This is a genomic window from Shinella sp. H4-D48, assembly GCF_022637395.1.
Taxonomy (GTDB): domain Bacteria; phylum Pseudomonadota; class Alphaproteobacteria; order Rhizobiales; family Rhizobiaceae; genus Shinella; species Shinella sedimenti.
In genome coordinates this window covers 125,275-141,087 of sequence record NZ_CP093338.1, presented here as the reverse complement: position 1 = coordinate 141,087, position 15,813 = coordinate 125,275, and the positions used below count along the sequence as shown (strand labels likewise).

Genomic DNA, 15,813 nt, shown 5'->3' with positions numbered 1-15,813 from the left:
GCCGCATCCTTCGCCGCTAGCGATGGAGCATTCCTTGGCCGAATTTATCAAATTCGATCGCATCACCAAATTCTATGGCCCGCTCTGTGTCGTCGAAAATCTCGATCTGAGCATTGCGAAGGGCGAGTTTGTCAGTCTCCTGGGGCCGTCCGGTTCCGGCAAGACGACGCTGCTCATGATGCTTGCCGGTTTCGAGCAGGCGACCTCAGGAAAAATCCTGCTCGATGGCGCGGCCATCAACGATGTGCCGACCCACAAGCGGGATATGGGTGTGGTTTTCCAGAGCTATGCGCTCTTCCCGCATATGACGGTTGGCGAAAACATCGCCTTTCCGCTGCAAATGCGCGGCATCGACAAAGCCGAGACCGCCGCGCGCGTCAAGCAGGCCCTCGATATGGTGCAGCTGTCTACGCTGGCCGATCGCCGTCCCTCGCAGCTTTCCGGTGGCCAGCAGCAGCGCGTGGCGCTTGCCCGCGCGTTGGTCTTCGAGCCGCGCGTCGTGTTGATGGACGAGCCTCTCGGTGCGCTCGACAAGCAACTACGCGAGCAGATGCAACTCGATATCCGCGAACTCCATCGCCGACTCGGATTGACCATCGTCTTTGTGACGCACGACCAGTCCGAGGCTCTGACCATGTCGGACCGCGTTGCGGTTTTCAACAAGGGCAAGATCGAGCAGATCGGCACGCCGCGCCAGGTCTACGACGAGCCGGCGACGCGCTTCGTTGCCGAATTCATCGGTGAGACCAATCTCGTCGAGGGAGTGGTGGAAGCGATCGAGGGCCGGGAGGCGACGGTGCGCCTGCCGAACGGTGCGCAGATCGTCTCTGCCGTGTCTGACGGTGTTGCGGCCGGCCAGGGGGTCTATCTTTCCATCCGCCCGGAACGCATCGATCTTGCCGAAGCCCGCGGTGCCGCCCGAAACGTGCTGGAGACAGAGGTGACGGACAGCGTCTATCAGGGGGATCACCTGCGTGTTCAGTTGCAGAACGAGGCGTATCCGCTGATTGCCAAGCTCGGCCGTCGCTCGCGTGAATTCGCACCGGGCACCAAGGTCTTCGCCGCCTTTTCGGCGGGCGATTGCCGGGTTATCGCGCCATGAGTGGCTCGTCGTCCCGCATGGGGCGTTCCCTTCTGCTGCTCGCGCCGCTCTTTCTCTTCCTCATGGGCTTCTTCGTCTGGCCGCTGTTCAGCATGATGTCGCAGGCCGTCTCCGATCCGGCGGTCCTGCGCCTCCTGCCGCGCACAGCTGAAATCATGGGCGATTGGGATCGCGAATCCCCGCCGAGCATGCCGATGCAGACGGCGTTGATGGAAGATCTCAAGGCTGTCGATGATGATCAGGCACTCGGCGACATGGTGCGTCGCCTCAACAGCGCCCGCTCCGGTTTTCGCACATTGATGTCGAAGACGACGAGCGCGCTTGGCGATGCCGCCAGCCCGCCGCCCGATCTCGTTTCCATCGACAAGCGCTGGGAAAAACCGGAATTCTGGATCGCCATCGCCGACGCGCTGTCGCCGCTCACCGACCGCAACCTGCTCGCCGCCGTCGATCTCGGGCGCAATTCAGCCGGTGCCATAGAACATCTGCCTGCCGACCAGTCCGTCAATCGCGTTATCCTCGTGCGGACCTTCTGGATTGCGGCGCTTGTCACCTTCTTCTGTGCCTGTATCGGCTTTCCCTATGCGATCATCGCCGCCTCGCTGACCGGATGGAAGCGCGATTTGATGCTGGCCGCCGTTCTCCTGCCGCTCTGGACCTCGCTTCTGGTGCGCACGGCCGCCTGGTTCATCCTTTTGCAGGAACAGGGACTGATCAACGATTTCTTGCGCGCCATCGGCCTGATCGACGCACCGCTGGCGCTCATCTTCAACCGCACAGGCGTCATTATCGCCATGACGCATGTGCTGCTGCCCTTCATGGTGCTGCCGATATACTCGGTGCTTATCACCATCCCTAAGAACCTCATGCCGGCGGCGGCCTCGCTCGGCGCGCCGCCCATCCGGGCGTTCCTGCGCGTTCTCCTGCCGCTTAGCCTGCGCGGCGTCGCTTCAGGCGGGTTACTCGTCTTTATTTCGGCCATCGGGTACTACATCACGCCGGCGCTGATCGGCGGGCCGGGCGACCAGATGATCTCCTCGATCATCGCCTTCTACGCGACGGGTTCGGCGAACTGGGGCATGGCGGGCGCGCTCGGCATGGTGCTGCTGGTGGCGACGCTGTTGCTCTACAGCGTCTATGCCAGGCTTTCCTCGGACGAGCCAGGGAGGCGCTGACCATGCCTATGAAGATCGCAAAACTTACCTTCGCCCTGCTGACGATCCTGTTTCTCGTCGCACCGCTCATCGCCATCCTGCCGCTTGCATTCACGTCTAGCGTCATCCTCACCTATCCGATCCCGTCCTGGTCTCTGCGCTGGTTCGAGGAGTTGTTTTTTGCGGATGCCTGGCGCCGCGCGATCATCAACAGCCTGATCATCGGCACGGGCACGACGCTGCTCGCCACCGTGTTGGGCACCGCAGCGTCGCTCGGCCTTCGCAACAGGCTGTTCTTCTTCCGGGGCTCGATGCGCACGCTTTTTCTGCTGCCGATGGTCGTGCCGGCTGTGGTGCTGGGCGTGGGCATGCAGGTGCTGCTCGCACGCTTCGGCCTCATCAACAGCTATGCCGGCGTGATCATCGCCCATACGGTCGTCGCTATTCCCTTCGTCGTGGTGAGCGTGACGGGGGCGCTTGCCGGCATCGACGAACGGGTCGAGCTTGCCGCGCAAAGTCTTGGGGCGGCGCCCGTCACCGTCTTCCGGCGCGTGACACTGCCCTTGGCCATGCCGGGGGTTCTGTCCGGTGCCGTGCTTGCCTTCGCCACATCGCTGGACGAGGTGGTGCTGACACTCTTCGTCGCTGGCCCCAACCAGCGCACATTGGCACGTCAAATGTTCTCCAGTATTCGTGAGAATATCAGCCCGGCGATTGCCGCCGCGGCGTTCCTGTTCATCGCTGCGACGATCCTGATCGGCCTCGTCGTGGTGCTGTCGCGGTCTATGCTGGAGAGACGGACGAGACCGGCCGCTTCATGACGTCGGCAAGCACGGTATAGATGCGTGGCTCCACCATGAGGGCCACGTTGAAGCGCATGAAGTTGCCGGCGCTCTGCGATACGCTGAACACGTTGCCCGGCGCCAGAACCACGCCCTGTGCAAGGGCTGCCTGCGCGACCTCACCGGAATCCAGTCCCTCCGGCAGCCGGCACCAGAGGTAGATACCGCCGCGTGGCATGAGCCATGGCTCGATGCCGAGGCGGGACAGGCGGTCGGCCGTCTCGCGCCGGATGCGCACCAGCTTGCGGCGCACATCCTCCATGTGCTTGCGGTAGCCGCCGCCTGCCAGCATATGGGTTATGATTTCGCTGGCGATTGGGCTCGGCCCACCGAAATTTGTGGCGATCTGCAGGTCGATCAGGCCCTCGACCCAATCCGGGCGGGCCGCGATATAGCCGCAACGCACCGCAGCCGACAGGGTTTTCGAGAAGCTGCCGATCCGAATGACCCGCTCGAGCCCGTCGAGCGCTGCGAGCCTGGTGGAGGGCTCCGGCTCGAAATCTGCGAAGATGTCGTCTTCGACAATGATCGTTTCGTTGGCCGCAGCGGCGTTCAGCACCCGGTGGGCAACCTGCGGGGAAAGGGTGGAGCCCGTCGGATTGTGGATCGTCGAATTGGTGATGTAGAGACGGGGTCGGTGCGCGGCCAACGTTGCCTCGAAAGCGGCAATGTCAGGCCCATGATGCGTGCGGGCGACGCCGATGACCTTGACCTGATGCGCCTTCAGCATCGCCTGGAAATTGAAATAGCAGGGGTCGTCCACCAGCACCGTGTCGCCGGGCCGCAGGAGGAAGCGGCAGATAAGGTCGAGCGCTTGCGTCCCGGTGCTGGTCAGAAGCAGGTTGTCGGGTCCGGCCGGAATGCCGTTCTCGGCGAGACGACCGAGCAGAAGGCGTCGAAGGGCAGGGGAGCCGCGCGTACTGCCGTAGTAGGCCAAAAGCGCGTCGTCGCTGCGCGCAAGGCTTCGGATCGCCCGCCGCAGGGCATCGTTGGGCATCCAGTCGGCCGGCAACCAGCCGCCGCCGGGCTTGAGCGTCGTATCGTCCGCATCGAGCGACTGTCGCGATACCCAGAACGGATCGACAGCGCGGGCTTTGGGCGTTTCGGCCTCGGCGAGCTTGAGGGGAGGAAGGGCGGCGCCAGTCACATAGAAGCCCGATCCCTGTTGGGGTCGGATCAATCCTTCCGCTGCAAGTCTGTCATAGGCCTCCACGACAGTCGACGGGGAAACGCCCATGGTGGTGGCAAAATTACGGATCGAGGGCAGGCGATCTCCGGGGCCGAGCATGCGTCCGGCGATCCGCCCGCGAACGGCATTCATGACATGGGAGGTCCGTGTGCCTGTCGCTGTCGTTGTCATGTCAGGCCTTTGTATTGGTTATTGCATCAGTACAGTTTTTCATAATTGTACTGCACTGTTCCTGTCATTTCCAGTCTCCCCGCGCTTAACAGGACAGGAAAGGCAAGGTGCTATGAAAACATCGATGGAAGGCTGGGGCAGCGGGCTGACGGGCGTTGTCATTTTCAGTGGGTCGCTCCCCGCGACGCGCTTGGCAGTTGGAGATTTCTCGCCGCTGTTCTTGACCTCCGCGCGGGCGGTGATCGCCGGGACGCTGGCGGCGATCTTTCTTCTCGCCTTGCGGCAAGTCCGGCCGCCGCGGGAAAATCTCCTGCCGCTCGCCGTCGTTGCACTTGGTGTTGTTGTCGGCTTTCCGCTTCTGACCGCGATTGCCCTGCAATATGTCACGGCCGCGCATTCCGCCGTCTTTATCGGGCTCCTGCCACTGGCGACCGCAATTTTCGGGGTGCTGCGCGGCGGCGAGCGGCCGAAGCCGCTCTTCTGGCTGTTCTCCTGCATCGGCAGCGCAACGGTGGTCGGCTTTGCGCTGACGGCCGGCGTGGGGATCTCGCTTGTCGGCGATTTGCTGATGGTCGCTGCAATCATCCTCTGCGGCCTCGGCTATGCAGAGGGGGCCAAGCTCTCGCGCGCCATCGGCGGATGGCAGGTCATTTGCTGGGCGCTCGTCCTGTCCCTGCCGCCGATGGCGATCATCGCGCTGCTATGGCTTCCGGATGCTTGGAGCGGCATAGCGCCTAGTGCCTGGGCCGGGCTGTTTTACGTTTCGGTTTTCAGCATGCTGGTCGGCTTCTTCTTCTGGTATCGCGGCTTGGCTAAGGGCGGTATCGCCGCTGTCGGCCAGTTGCAGCTGCTGCAACCCTTCTTCGGTCTTCTGATCGCCGCTGTGCTGCTTCACGAGAAGGTCAGCCCAGTTATGATTGTCACGACGCTCGCGGTCGTGCTCTGCGTCGCCGGCGCGCGGAAGTTCGCGCGCTGAAACGCAAACGAGGGGCGCGAGCCGCCCCTCGTCGCACTTATCGTTTTCAGCCGCAACGTGCCGCAAGCGTCGTGTTGCCGATCTCCTGGCCGTTGACGGTGAAGACGGAGCCTGGCGACTGCGTAATGGAGCCGTTGACGCCAGTGCCGCTCCAATGCGGATCGGACTTGCAATCGCGTGGCGTGTTGCGAACGGTGATATCGCCCTTCAGGTCTCTCGCCGGTCCCATGAAGTAGAGGCCGGCATTCGCCGCCTTGTCGATAACCACGTTCTTGAAGTCGATATCGGCCACCGGCCCGCCGAGGAAGGCATAGTCGCTTCCGTAAATGAACATGCCGTAGGTGCCGGCATTCTTGATCGTGACATCTTCGAGTGAAATGCCCGAGACGGGATTGAAGAAGATGCCGGCATTCGTCGTACCATCGGTCGTCAGGCCTTTGACCTTCACATTTGTCGTCACGGCATCTTCGGGAAGGGTGGACGCCGTCACCAGCATCAGGCCATTGATGCCGCCCTTCAGCGACATGTCAGTGATCGAGACGTTCGAGGTGCCCTGGAGCACGACGAGGTCCATGTCGCGGCCTTGCTGTGTGTTGTCGATCGTCACTTTGTTCATGTCGACCTTGTCCGCTGCCACAAGCAGGATGCCCTCCCGCCGCGAGCGGGAAATGGACACGTTGTCGAAGGTAATGTTTCTGGCAAGGTCCGTCACGACAGGAGGCCAGTCGCTGTCATCGATAACGCTTCCGGCAAAAATGCCATAGGTCACGTTGTCGATGGTTGTATCGCGAATGGTGAGATTCGCCGTGCCGTGCGCGCTGATCGCGGCATAAGGCGCGCGGTTCGGGTTGCCGACGGCGAACTCGCAAAGCGTATTGTTGTCGCAGATGTAAAGGTCGTGGATACGGCTGTTCTCGATGACGGCGCCATCGACACTTGCCAGTCGGATTCCGTCATGGGCCGTATTCGAAATGTCGACATTGTGGATCGTCAGCCTGCTCGTACCGGCGCTGCCAATTCCCGCAAGGCCGCCGATGATCCCCAGCGAGGAGACCATGCTGTTGGAGGCCATTGTCACGAGGTCGCTGGCCGGGTCATAACCGGTCAGCGTTGTATGAGCGCCGCTATTGGTGAAACTGCCCCGGCCGCCGCTCTTCGCGCCGCGAAGAGCCAGCGTCCCGCCACCGCCAAGGAGAGTCTGTCCGTTCGCCAGCATCAGGGAGCCATTGAGGCCGATATCGCCATCGGCGAGAACAACCGCGCCGTCTCCCGCTCCTGCGAGGATGGCATTGATGGCTGCGGCGTCGCCGCTCCCCGCAGAGATGTTGACGAGCCTGCCAGCCGTCTGGCCATTCAGGTCAAGAACCGCATCTTCGATGTCGCCGGTCACGCCGAAATGAGTCTTGATGGTCGAGGCTCGTCTAACGGCCTGTATTGCCGGGTCGAAGGGGTCGCCGGCCGCGCTGCCGGCTCCGCCAAATGGAATACGCAGCCGTGCCATGACCGCGCCGCCAAGCTTGTCCTGATTGTCGTAGGTGCCGGTCGCGCCGAAGGAGACAGTAGATCCGGACGGCAATCCGTTGATACCGGTAAAGGCGAGCTCCGCCCGCAATTTGGCCCCGAACATGTCGCTGACATTTTTGCCGCCATACCAGTAACTTCCGGCAAAGAATTTCAGCTGCGTATCGTCGTCAAGGCCCGGCATCTTGATGCCAGCCTCAACATCCAGGCCGGGGCGTGCCTGTTCGCGGCCGTCGCGGAAGCGAAGGACACCGTTATCGACAACCGCTACACCTAAGCCGTCGACCGAATAGCCATTTCCGAGTGGCAGGTAGACATTTGCGCGCGTTTCCAGCACTGCACCAATGGCCTCCGCGCCAAAGGACAGCTGATGGAAATCATTGCCGAGGCGCGAGTTCAGGTAGTCGTAGTAGCCGTATATGCCGAGCACCCAATCGCTCGATGTCGCAAAACGGTAACCGGCTCCAAGCGAGCCCTGTTCGACGCCACCGGATACCAGTGCGCCATTGAGATCAAGGAAGAATGTTTGCCCGGCGTCCAGCTGGAAGGGGAGCATGATGCCGAGGCCACCAGTCGACGCTTCACTTCCCAAACGCCCCTCGAATTCGGCAAGACCACCAAAATCTGACGCATAGGCGTGCGAAAACCCCGTGGCCACCGCGAGGAGCGGCCCGGCTAACCCTCTCAAGATACACATAAAAATCTCCAATTCGATTGTCCGATCGGCGGACAGTCGCGGCGATATGATACATGAATAAAAGAGCCAACTTTATATGCGGGAGAGCCCAGCTGCGCTTTGTTCGATAACGCAACTTCTACGATAGGCCGAATGTTTTTCTGGATGCGCGAACGCGCTTCAACTGCTGTAAACGCTTCGCCTGCGATTGATAGCGCCCATGCCAGCGGTTGAGCATGGCACTTGAAGGTGACAAAATGGCGCAATCAGGAAAGTCAGGGGAAGCGTCTTGGCGGGATGCGACGAGACTATGCCGGGCCGTTCGGCACATCGACACCGGGTCTGGTGATCCCTGCGTCGCTCTCGCACACTTCGACATGCCGGGCGAGTGCTTTCGTGTTGAGGATGGCGGCGATGGTGGTGATGTCGCGGCGCTCGAACTTCGGCATCTGCTGGACTGCTTTCAGTCTCTCCAGAAGGGCTAAGCGGGTCATGACAGCCTCCTTGCTATGCTTGATGTGTAGAGGGGTGCGCCCAAAGCGGGCTGCGGTCGGCCAGGTGTCCTTCCTGAGCGTTGAACAGTGCCGCCCGCCCGAGTCGGGCGCGGCGGCGTGATCGGCATGGCCGTCAGGCGGCCTTCTTGCCGGCGTCGAAGGGGATCTCGATGTCCACGGCCAGCGTGGAGACCTGCGCGCCGCGTTCCATCTTGATGCTGACCTTCTCGTCATCAACCTGCATGTGTTTGGAAATCGCCTTCAGGATTTCGTCGCGCAGCTTGTTGACGAGGTCGATGTCGCCGGTAGAGGCGCGTTCGTGGGCAAGCAGGACCTGCAGCCGTTCACGGGCTGCCGGCGCCGACTGGCCGCGGGAGAAGAAACCGAAAAGCTTCATGCCGCTTTCCTTCCGAAAATCTTGCCGAGGAAGCTGCGCTTCTCACCAGGAATGGTGACCGGTAAATCCTCGCCCTTCAGGCGGCGCGTGGCTTCAAAATAGGCAAGCGCAGGCGCGCTGCGGCCGTCGGCCAACGTCACGGGAGCGCCAACGTTCGACGCGCGCAGCACGTCCATGCTTTCCGGGATGATGCCGAGCAGCGGGATGGAGAGAATCTCCAGCACGTCGTCCACCTTCAGCATGTCGCCGCGTTCGGCGCGATTGGCGTCGTAACGGGTCAAAAGCAGGTGCTTTTCGATGCGCTCGCCGTTCTCCGCCTTCAGCGTCTTCGAATCGAGAAGGCCAATAATGCGGTCCGAGTCGCGGACCGAAGAGACTTCCGGGTTGGTCACGACGATAGCAATGTCCGCATGGCGCATGGCGAGCGTTGCACCGCGCTCGATGCCGGCGGGGCTATCGCAGATCACCCAGTCGAACGCGCTTTTCAGCGCGGCGATGACCTTCTCGACGCCCTCAGGCGTGAGGTTGTCCTTATCGCGGGTCTGCGAGGCAGGCAGCAAATAGAGCGTCTCGACGCGCTTGTCGCGGATGAGCGCCTGCGTGAGCTTGGCTTCGCCCTGAATGACGTTGACGAGGTCGTATACGACGCGGCGTTCCGCCCCCATGACGAGATCGAGATTGCGCAAGCCGACGTCGAAATCGACGACCACGACCTTCTCGCCGTTCTGCGCCAGTGCGGCACCCAATGCGGCCGACGACGTCGTCTTGCCGACGCCGCCCTTACCCGATGTGACAACGATTACCTTGCCCATATACCTCTCCAGTCCATAGGAATTCGTGTTCAGCCGAGTATCGCGGCCTTGATTGTTTCGCCTTCGAGCCAGATCTGCCCGGCCTTGCCGCGCAGTTCGGGTTCCATGTCTTCGGCGGTCTTGTAGAAGCCGTCGATTGCGATGAGTTCCGCTTCCAGCTTGCGGCAGAAGATGCGTGCCTCGGCATTGCCTGTGGAGCCCGCCATCGCCCGGCCGCGCAGTGCGCCGTAGACGTGGATCGAGCCGCCCGCCACGACTTCGGCGCCGGAACCGACCGAACCGACGATGGTCACGTCACCCTCGGGAAAGAAGATCGACTGGCCGGATCGTACCGTGCGGGACACGATCAGGGATGGCGCCGCAGTAACCGACTGTTGATGAGCGGGGACCGGTGCCGCGCTCTCGACCGAGTCGATCGCATGCTTGTCCGCCTTCTCCGATTCGGCAGGGGCTTCGAAATCGGCCGCCGGGCGGCCGTCGGTCATCGCCGGCGGCATGTCGGGGCCAAGCTGGGAGGTGCGCGCGCCTTCGATGCCCATCACGCGGACATTGCGGGACGACAATTGCTCGACGAGTTCGCGCAGTTCCTGACGGTCGATATCGAGGCCATCGATATCCAGAACGACCGGACGACGAAGGAAGAAGCCGGCCGAACGGGCCGCAAGATCGTCAAGGCGCACCAGCCAGTCCGCAACGGGCAGCTCCGGGGTCAGCGCAAGCGCAAGGAAGGACCGCCCCTTGAGGCGGATCGGCCGGGGTTGAGTTAACACGTCAGTCATCTTGGTTAATTTTCGGTAGCTTTGTGTAGCGGTGAAATGGTTAACAAATGGTTAATTTCAGGCCTGGCTGGCGCGAAGCATGACGCGCCACAATTCACCGGCGTGCGCAGCGCTAATGCCGCGCGAAAACGTCTGTAGCGGGTCGTTTGGCGGGGCGAGCCAGGGGATGAGTAAGCCATCGCCGCAAGGGCCTGACGCCACATTCAGCCGCCAGCCACCCACTCCTGCGTAATGAAAATAATCTGTCTGCCTTCAGGCTGGCAATGATTCTGCTGTCTGTGGCGGTAAACGCGCCGACTCATATGTCAGGATATGTTCGGCGGTAACGTCGACGCAGCGGTGAACACCATCTCATGGGTTGCGGAAAACGTGCGATGCGCAGTGCGCATCGCACGTTTCATTGACGAGGTACCGTCAGAGCGACGCTTCGATCTTTTCGGCGGCTTCCGGCGTGACCCAGGCTTTCCAGGTATCCTTGTTTTCGGAGAGGAAGTGCTTGGCGCCGTCCTCGCCGCTCGCCTGATTGTCGGTCATCCAGGCCATCAGCTTGTTGATGGTGTCGTTGCTCCAGGAGCGCTTGTTGAGATAGTCCATGACCTCAGGGCCGACACGCTCGGAAAACGGCTTGGCGACCAGCGTGACGATCGTGTCCACCGGCCAGCCATTCGGCTTCGGGTCCGGGCAGGCTTCGACGGTGTTGCAGCGCTTCCACTCGGCCGCATCGTTGTCGACGCCTTCCGCGAGGCGGACCATCTGGTATTTGCCGAGAAGCGCCGTCGGCGCCCAATAGTAGGCGACGAAATTCTCCTTGCGCTCGTAGGCCTTGGCCATCGAGCCGTCGAGACCGGCTGCCGAGCCCGTGTCGACAAGCTTCCAGCCGAGCTTTTCGCCGTCGAAAGCCTTGAAGAGCTGCGAAGTGACGACCGTGCCGCCCCAGCCCTGCGGACCGTTGAGGATGGCGCCCTTGCTCTTGTCTTCGTTGTCCGGGAACAGATCGGGATGCTTCAGGAGATCCGGGATCGTCTTGATGTCAGGGTGGGCTTCCGCGACATATTGCGGGATCCACCAGCCTTGTACGCCGCCATCCGGTAGCGGCGAGCCGACCTGCACGATGCGGCCCTCATCCGTGCCCTTCTTGACGACGTCGGGCAAAAGATCGATCCAGGCTTCGGGGGCGATGTCCGGCTGGCCCTTTTCGGCCATCGACGTGATCGTCGGTACGGTGTCGCCGATCGTGATATCGGCATTGCAGCCATAGCCGGCGTTCAAAATAATCTTGTCGAGGTTGGAGATCACCTCGGCACTTTGCCAGTTCATGCTGGCGATGGTGACATCGCCGCATTCCGCGGCACTGGCGCCGGAGGCCGCGGCGAAAATACCGAGTGTCAAACAGGTTGATGCGAGCAGTTTCTTCATTGTGGTTCCCTTTGTTTGCGGCATCTTCTGTGCGGGCCGCCGCTTTGGCCCGTATCCTGCGTTGCTAGGAGGCATCTCCCAGATGCAGTGATTTCTCATAGGCCGCAGCTAGACCCTGCGCGACGGCGGCTCGAAACCCCGCGCTTGTCATCGTCTCGATGGCGGCAGCGGTGGTGCCGCGATAATCGAGAAAGGTCTTTACCGTTTCAGTTGGACAGTCGTTGCGTTGCTCCAACATCCGGCCGGCACCGACCAGAAGCATGTTGACCGCGCGGCGTGCGACGCGCGGGTCGAGACCCCTTGAAATGGCATCGGCCATCATGGCGTCCGCGAGAAGCGCGGGAAACGCCGGGCCGGAGCCTGTGAGGCCTGTGAGATAGTCGATCTCCGCTTCGCTTTGCACCTCGTCCTGCACGCCACAGGCGTCAAAGATCGCCCTGATGACCGCGCGATCGGCATCATCAATCCCGTCGGCCGCGAGCCATGGCGTATAGGATTTGCGGGCTTCTGCGGCGGCATTCGGCAAGGCGCGGACGGCTCTGTGTGTGCGGTGGCGGTTGCCAAGTGCTGCGAGGCGGATGCCGGCCATCACGGAAATCACGAGTTTGCCCTCTGCCGTCATGGTCAGGTCCTGCCAGTCGACCGGGCGGATGGAGAGGATGATGATGTCGGAGCGGTCGGCGAGGGCCTGGTTGTCTTTTGTCCAGAAGGCGCGGGAGAAACGGTCCGGCCGCATGGTGCGGTAGGAGAGGGTAAGGTTCTCCGGGGCGACGACACCCGCGTCCAGCATAGCGGCGGCCATAGCGCCGCCCAGCCAGCCGGCCCCGCCGATAATACCGATTCTCAGGTCCTTGCCCTGTTCCACCCTGCTTTCACTCCGGTTTGTATCCATGGCGCGCGAAGAAGCGGTCGAGTTCCCGCTGTTGCGGAACCTCGCCGGTATAGATTGCGATATATTCGGGGATGCGCTTCATGCGCAGCGCGATATCCTCACGTGATTGCATTGAGATGTAGCCGATCTGGACCAGATAGGTGGTGCGCGCGCGAACGTCGGCGGGGCCTTCCTCGTGGCCGAAGCGCACGAACATTCGGCGCAGCGCTTCCATTCGTGTCTGGTCGGCGGCGTGCACCTCCGCAAGGATATCGGGCGATTGCAAAGCCCAGCTGCGAACGGCGAATTCGAACTGGGAGTCGAACAGATCCTTGTTCAGCCAGCAATCGAAGACATTGAGCATCGCTTCGGCGAGCGTCTCCGCATAAGCCTCGGACTGTTTTACGAGATTGCCGGTGTTCTTGTCCCTCCAGCGCGCAATCAGCGCGTCGAGCAATTCTTCCCGGTCCTTGAAGAACCAGTAGAAGCTGGTGCGGGAGAGACTGAGTCGCTTGGCAAGCGGCAGGATCTTGACCGATTCAACGCCGGACTCGAGCAGCGCTTCATAGGCGGCCTCCAGCCATCCCTCCTGGGAGCCACGCCAGCCGCTGTCAGTGGTCGCCTGTTCCATGGAATTCCCCTAGCAAATTCGCGTCTTCGGGGCAAGAAAAATGTACATCTATGTCAATTACCCGAACCTGACTGTCAGATAATATTGACGCTTGTGTACATTTCGGTTTAGCTTTCAGCGTAATCCCCCACCAGACCGGAGCCCGGCGCATGTCGAACGATCCTCTGCTCCAGCCGTATCAGCTGAAGCATCTGACTCTCCGCAATCGCATCATCGTCACCTCGCACGAGCCAGCCTATCCCGAGGATGGCATGCCGAAGGGCCGCTACCGTGCCTATACGGTCGAACGCGCGAAGGGCGGCGTCGCGATGACGATGACGGCCGGTTCCGCCGCGGTGTCCAAGGATAGTCCGCCGGTCTTCAACAACCTGCTGGCGTACAAGGACGAGATCGTTCCGTGGATCCGCGAGATGACCGATGCCGTACATGAAGAGGGTGCGGCGATCATGATCCAGCTTACCCATCTCGGCCGCCGCACGCGCTGGGACAAGGGCGACTGGCTGCCTGTCGTGGCGCCGTCGCATCATCGTGAAGCCGCGCACCGTGCGTTTCCGAAGAAGCTGGAAGACTGGGATATCACGCGCATCATCAAGGACTTCGCCGATGCGGCCGAGCGTATGAAGGCCGGCGGCATGGACGGGGTGGAACTGGAGGCTTACGGCCACCTGATCGACCAGTTCAATTCGCCGCTGACCAATGAGCTGGACGGCCCCTATGGCGGTTCGCTCGACAACCGTCTGCGTTTCTGTCTCGACGTGTTCAAGGCGATGCGCGAGCGGGTGGGCGACGATTTCATTCTCGGCGTGCGCTACACCGCCGACGAATGTCTTCCCGGCGGGACCGGAAAGGCCGAGGGCCTCGAAATCTCCCGTCGCCTCAAGGAAAGCGGCCTGATCGACTACCTCAACGTCATCCGCGGTCATATCGATACCGATCCGGGCCTGACGGACGTTATCCCGATCCAGGGCATGGCAAGTGCGCCGCATCTGGATTTCGCCGGCGATGTGCGCGCCGCTACGAAGTTCCCGACCTTCCATGCGGCCAAGATCCAGGATGTGGCCACCGCACGCCATGCCATCGCGACAGGCAAGGTCGACATGATCGGCATGACGCGTGCGCACATGACCGACCCGCATATCCTGCGCAAGATCATCGAAAAACGTGAGGACGACATCCGGCCCTGCGTCGGGGCGAACTACTGTCTTGATCGCATCTATCAGGGCGGCTTGGCCTTCTGCATCCACAATGCTGCGACCGGCCGCGAAGAGACGATGCCGCATGTCATTCCAAAGTCGGCGGCACGCAGGAAGGTCGTCATCGTCGGCGCCGGCCCGGCCGGGCTGGAGGCCGCGCGTGTCTCGGCCGAACGCGGCCATGACGTCGTTATCTTCGAAGCTGCGAACAATGCCGGCGGCCAGATCCGGCTGACGGCGCAGAGCGAGCGTCGCCGCGAGATGATCGGCATCATCGACTGGCGCATGAGCCAGTGCGAGAAGCTGGGTGTCACCTTCCACTTCAACACCTGGGCGGATGCCGAGACGATCACGGCGGAGAAGCCGGATGTCGTGATCATCGCTACGGGTGGCCTGCCGCATACGGATGTGCTGTCGAAAGGCAACGAACTGGTCGTTTCCTCCTGGGATATCATTTCCGGCGATGTTAAGCCGGGCACCAATGTGCTCGTCTATGACGATGCTGGCGACCATGCGGGTTTGCAGGCCGCCGAGTTCATCGCCAAGGCCGGTGGCAAGGTCGAGATCATGACGCCCGACCGCTCCTTCGCGCCCGAAGTGATGGCCATGAACCTCGTGCCCTATATGCGCTCGTTGCAGACGCTCGATACGACCTTCACCGTCACGTATAGGCTCGAGGCGGCCGAAAAGAGCGGCAACCAGATCATCGCCCATGTCGGCAGCGATTACGGCGGCGTCTCGCGGCAGCGCACGGTGGACCAGATCGTCGTCAACCACGGCACCATTCCGCTTGATGACCTCTATTTCGAGCTGAAGCCCGGTTCGAGCAATCTCGGCGAAGTTTCCTATAACGACCTCGTCGCAGGAGCGCCTCAGACCGTACAGCGCAACCCTGACGGCACCTACCAGCTCTTCCGGATCGGCGATGCGGTTGCTGCACGCAACACCCATGCCGCGATCTACGACGCCCTGCGTCTGGCAAAGGATCTCTGATCATGGCGCGCAGCGATGTCCTGCAGGGCTTCCTCGATGCCATCTTCGACGCCTTCGATGACCGGGTGACGGACGCGCTGGGGCGCGCGTCGATCAAGCGGATCGTCGCGGCATCGAAGGTGCCTCATCCGGAGCGGCAGGACATCGGCCGGCGGCTGCCGGTCTGCGAGCCTTATCTGGAGGATGCCCTTTCGGCAGGATGCGATCGACCGCCGTTTGCTCGTCTGCTGGAACGGTTCAGAGCGCTGGAGCCGTTGCTGGAATGGAAGAGCCGCCCGCAATTTGATGAAACTGCAAGCGATAATTTCCCATCGGGGCATGCCAATACCATGATCGTCGGCCCCGGTGGGCTTGAGGACCGGGCGGATATCTGGCTGGGCGTAAGCCTGCTGGCGCCGCATGTGCGCTATCCCGATCACGATCACGCGCCGGAAGAAACCTATCTCGTCATGTCGGACGGTGAATTCCGGCATGGCGATTCCGGCTGGTTTTCGCCGGGTGTGGGCGGGACCTTCTACAATCCGCCCGGCATTCGCCACGCCATGCGCTCGGGCGAAAAGCCACTCTTCGCCTTCTGGGCATTGTTGCCCTAACCG

At 61.9% G+C, this 15,813-nt stretch carries 15 protein-coding genes; 6 read left to right on the top strand and 9 right to left on the bottom strand.

Annotated features, from left to right (window positions below):
- The first annotated feature begins 22 nt into the window (after positions 1-22).
- Genes MNR02_RS17730 through MNR02_RS17720 form a run of 3 tightly spaced genes read left to right on the top strand, consistent with a single transcriptional unit; the run spans position 23 to position 3,077 of the window.
- Positions 23-1,102 (top strand): ABC transporter ATP-binding protein, encoded by a 1,080-nt coding sequence (locus tag MNR02_RS17730; RefSeq protein WP_371746782.1) that lies wholly within the window; start codon positions 23-25, stop codon positions 1,100-1,102.
- Positions 1,099-2,277: an ABC transporter permease gene (locus MNR02_RS17725; RefSeq protein ID WP_241949323.1), complete on the top strand. Its 1,179-nt coding sequence runs from the start codon at positions 1,099-1,101 to the stop codon at positions 2,275-2,277. Before MNR02_RS17730 ends, MNR02_RS17725 begins: the two co-directional genes overlap by 4 nt.
- Before the next feature lie 2 nt (positions 2,278-2,279).
- Entirely contained in the window at positions 2,280-3,077 is a 798-nt protein-coding gene (locus MNR02_RS17720; RefSeq protein ID WP_241949322.1) for an ABC transporter permease, read from the top strand.
- Here MNR02_RS17720 and MNR02_RS17715 read toward each other — a convergent pair.
- On the bottom strand, positions 3,040-4,458 hold the full coding sequence (locus MNR02_RS17715; RefSeq protein ID WP_241949321.1) for a PLP-dependent aminotransferase family protein: 1,419 nt from the start codon (positions 4,456-4,458) through the stop codon (positions 3,040-3,042). The two genes, MNR02_RS17720 and MNR02_RS17715, sit on opposite strands and share 38 nt — an antisense overlap.
- A 112-nt stretch (positions 4,459-4,570) precedes the next feature.
- Here MNR02_RS17715 and MNR02_RS17710 point away from each other — a divergent pair, with 112 nt between their 5' ends.
- On the top strand, positions 4,571-5,434 hold the full coding sequence (locus tag MNR02_RS17710) for a DMT family transporter (protein ID WP_241949320.1): 864 nt from the start codon (positions 4,571-4,573) through the stop codon (positions 5,432-5,434).
- Positions 5,435-5,480: 46 nt separating this feature from the next.
- Here the strand turns inward: MNR02_RS17710 and MNR02_RS17705 are convergent, their stop codons facing one another.
- From MNR02_RS17705 to MNR02_RS17670, 8 genes are all read right to left on the bottom strand, one after another.
- Positions 5,481-7,652, bottom strand: coding sequence for a right-handed parallel beta-helix repeat-containing protein (locus MNR02_RS17705; RefSeq protein WP_241949319.1), 2,172 nt, complete (start codon positions 7,650-7,652; stop codon positions 5,481-5,483).
- Between the two features lie 287 nt (positions 7,653-7,939).
- Positions 7,940-8,125: a hypothetical protein gene (locus MNR02_RS17700; protein ID WP_241601262.1), complete on the bottom strand. Its 186-nt coding sequence runs from the start codon at positions 8,123-8,125 to the stop codon at positions 7,940-7,942.
- A gap of 133 nt (positions 8,126-8,258) precedes the next feature.
- Positions 8,259-8,522 carry a cell division topological specificity factor MinE gene (minE, locus tag MNR02_RS17695; protein ID WP_241601261.1) on the bottom strand — a complete coding sequence of 88 codons (264 nt, stop codon included), beginning with the start codon at positions 8,520-8,522 and terminating at the stop codon, positions 8,259-8,261.
- Positions 8,519-9,334, bottom strand: a complete 816-nt coding sequence (minD, locus tag MNR02_RS17690) for a septum site-determining protein MinD (RefSeq protein WP_241601260.1) — start codon at positions 9,332-9,334, stop codon at positions 8,519-8,521. Before minD ends, minE begins: the two co-directional genes overlap by 4 nt.
- 29 nt (positions 9,335-9,363) lie before the next feature.
- Positions 9,364-10,113 (bottom strand): septum site-determining protein MinC, encoded by a 750-nt coding sequence (gene minC / locus MNR02_RS17685; RefSeq protein WP_241949318.1) that lies wholly within the window; start codon positions 10,111-10,113, stop codon positions 9,364-9,366.
- Between the two features lie 414 nt (positions 10,114-10,527).
- Positions 10,528-11,529: an ABC transporter substrate-binding protein gene (locus tag MNR02_RS17680; protein ID WP_241949317.1), complete on the bottom strand. Its 1,002-nt coding sequence runs from the start codon at positions 11,527-11,529 to the stop codon at positions 10,528-10,530.
- A gap of 64 nt (positions 11,530-11,593) precedes the next feature.
- A complete protein-coding gene (locus MNR02_RS17675) occupies positions 11,594-12,421 on the bottom strand; it encodes a pyrroline-5-carboxylate reductase (RefSeq protein ID WP_241949316.1) in 828 nt (275 codons plus the stop codon).
- Positions 12,402-13,031 carry a TetR/AcrR family transcriptional regulator gene (locus tag MNR02_RS17670; protein ID WP_241949315.1) on the bottom strand — a complete coding sequence of 210 codons (630 nt, stop codon included), beginning with the start codon at positions 13,029-13,031 and terminating at the stop codon, positions 12,402-12,404. The genes MNR02_RS17675 and MNR02_RS17670 overlap by 20 nt, the downstream gene beginning before the upstream one ends.
- 149 nt (positions 13,032-13,180) lie before the next feature.
- Between MNR02_RS17670 and MNR02_RS17665 the strand changes: the two genes are divergently transcribed.
- Positions 13,181-15,217, top strand: a complete 2,037-nt coding sequence (locus MNR02_RS17665; protein ID WP_241949314.1) for an NADH:flavin oxidoreductase — start codon at positions 13,181-13,183, stop codon at positions 15,215-15,217.
- Entirely contained in the window at positions 15,217-15,810 is a 594-nt protein-coding gene (locus MNR02_RS17660) for a dimethylsulfonioproprionate lyase family protein (RefSeq protein ID WP_241949590.1), read from the top strand. The genes MNR02_RS17665 and MNR02_RS17660 overlap by 1 nt, the downstream gene beginning before the upstream one ends.
- The last annotated feature ends 3 nt before the right edge of the window (positions 15,811-15,813 follow it).

Coding starts and splice junctions, on each gene's coding strand:
- MNR02_RS17730 (WP_371746782.1), top strand. CDS start 23: ATGGAGCATTCCTTGGCCGAATTTATCAAATTCGATCGCATCACCAAA.
- MNR02_RS17725 (WP_241949323.1), top strand. CDS start 1,099: ATGAGTGGCTCGTCGTCCCGCATGGGGCGTTCCCTTCTGCTGCTCGCG.
- MNR02_RS17720 (WP_241949322.1), top strand. CDS start 2,280: ATGCCTATGAAGATCGCAAAACTTACCTTCGCCCTGCTGACGATCCTG.
- MNR02_RS17715 (WP_241949321.1), bottom strand. CDS start 4,458: ATGACAACGACAGCGACAGGCACACGGACCTCCCATGTCATGAATGCC.
- MNR02_RS17710 (WP_241949320.1), top strand. CDS start 4,571: ATGAAAACATCGATGGAAGGCTGGGGCAGCGGGCTGACGGGCGTTGTC.
- MNR02_RS17705 (WP_241949319.1), bottom strand. CDS start 7,652: ATGTGTATCTTGAGAGGGTTAGCCGGGCCGCTCCTCGCGGTGGCCACG.
- MNR02_RS17700 (WP_241601262.1), bottom strand. CDS start 8,125: ATGACCCGCTTAGCCCTTCTGGAGAGACTGAAAGCAGTCCAGCAGATG.
- minE (WP_241601261.1), bottom strand. CDS start 8,522: ATGAAGCTTTTCGGTTTCTTCTCCCGCGGCCAGTCGGCGCCGGCAGCC.
- minD (WP_241601260.1), bottom strand. CDS start 9,334: ATGGGCAAGGTAATCGTTGTCACATCGGGTAAGGGCGGCGTCGGCAAG.
- minC (WP_241949318.1), bottom strand. CDS start 10,113: ATGACTGACGTGTTAACTCAACCCCGGCCGATCCGCCTCAAGGGGCGG.
- MNR02_RS17680 (WP_241949317.1), bottom strand. CDS start 11,529: ATGAAGAAACTGCTCGCATCAACCTGTTTGACACTCGGTATTTTCGCC.
- MNR02_RS17675 (WP_241949316.1), bottom strand. CDS start 12,421: ATGGATACAAACCGGAGTGAAAGCAGGGTGGAACAGGGCAAGGACCTG.
- MNR02_RS17670 (WP_241949315.1), bottom strand. CDS start 13,031: ATGGAACAGGCGACCACTGACAGCGGCTGGCGTGGCTCCCAGGAGGGA.
- MNR02_RS17665 (WP_241949314.1), top strand. CDS start 13,181: ATGTCGAACGATCCTCTGCTCCAGCCGTATCAGCTGAAGCATCTGACT.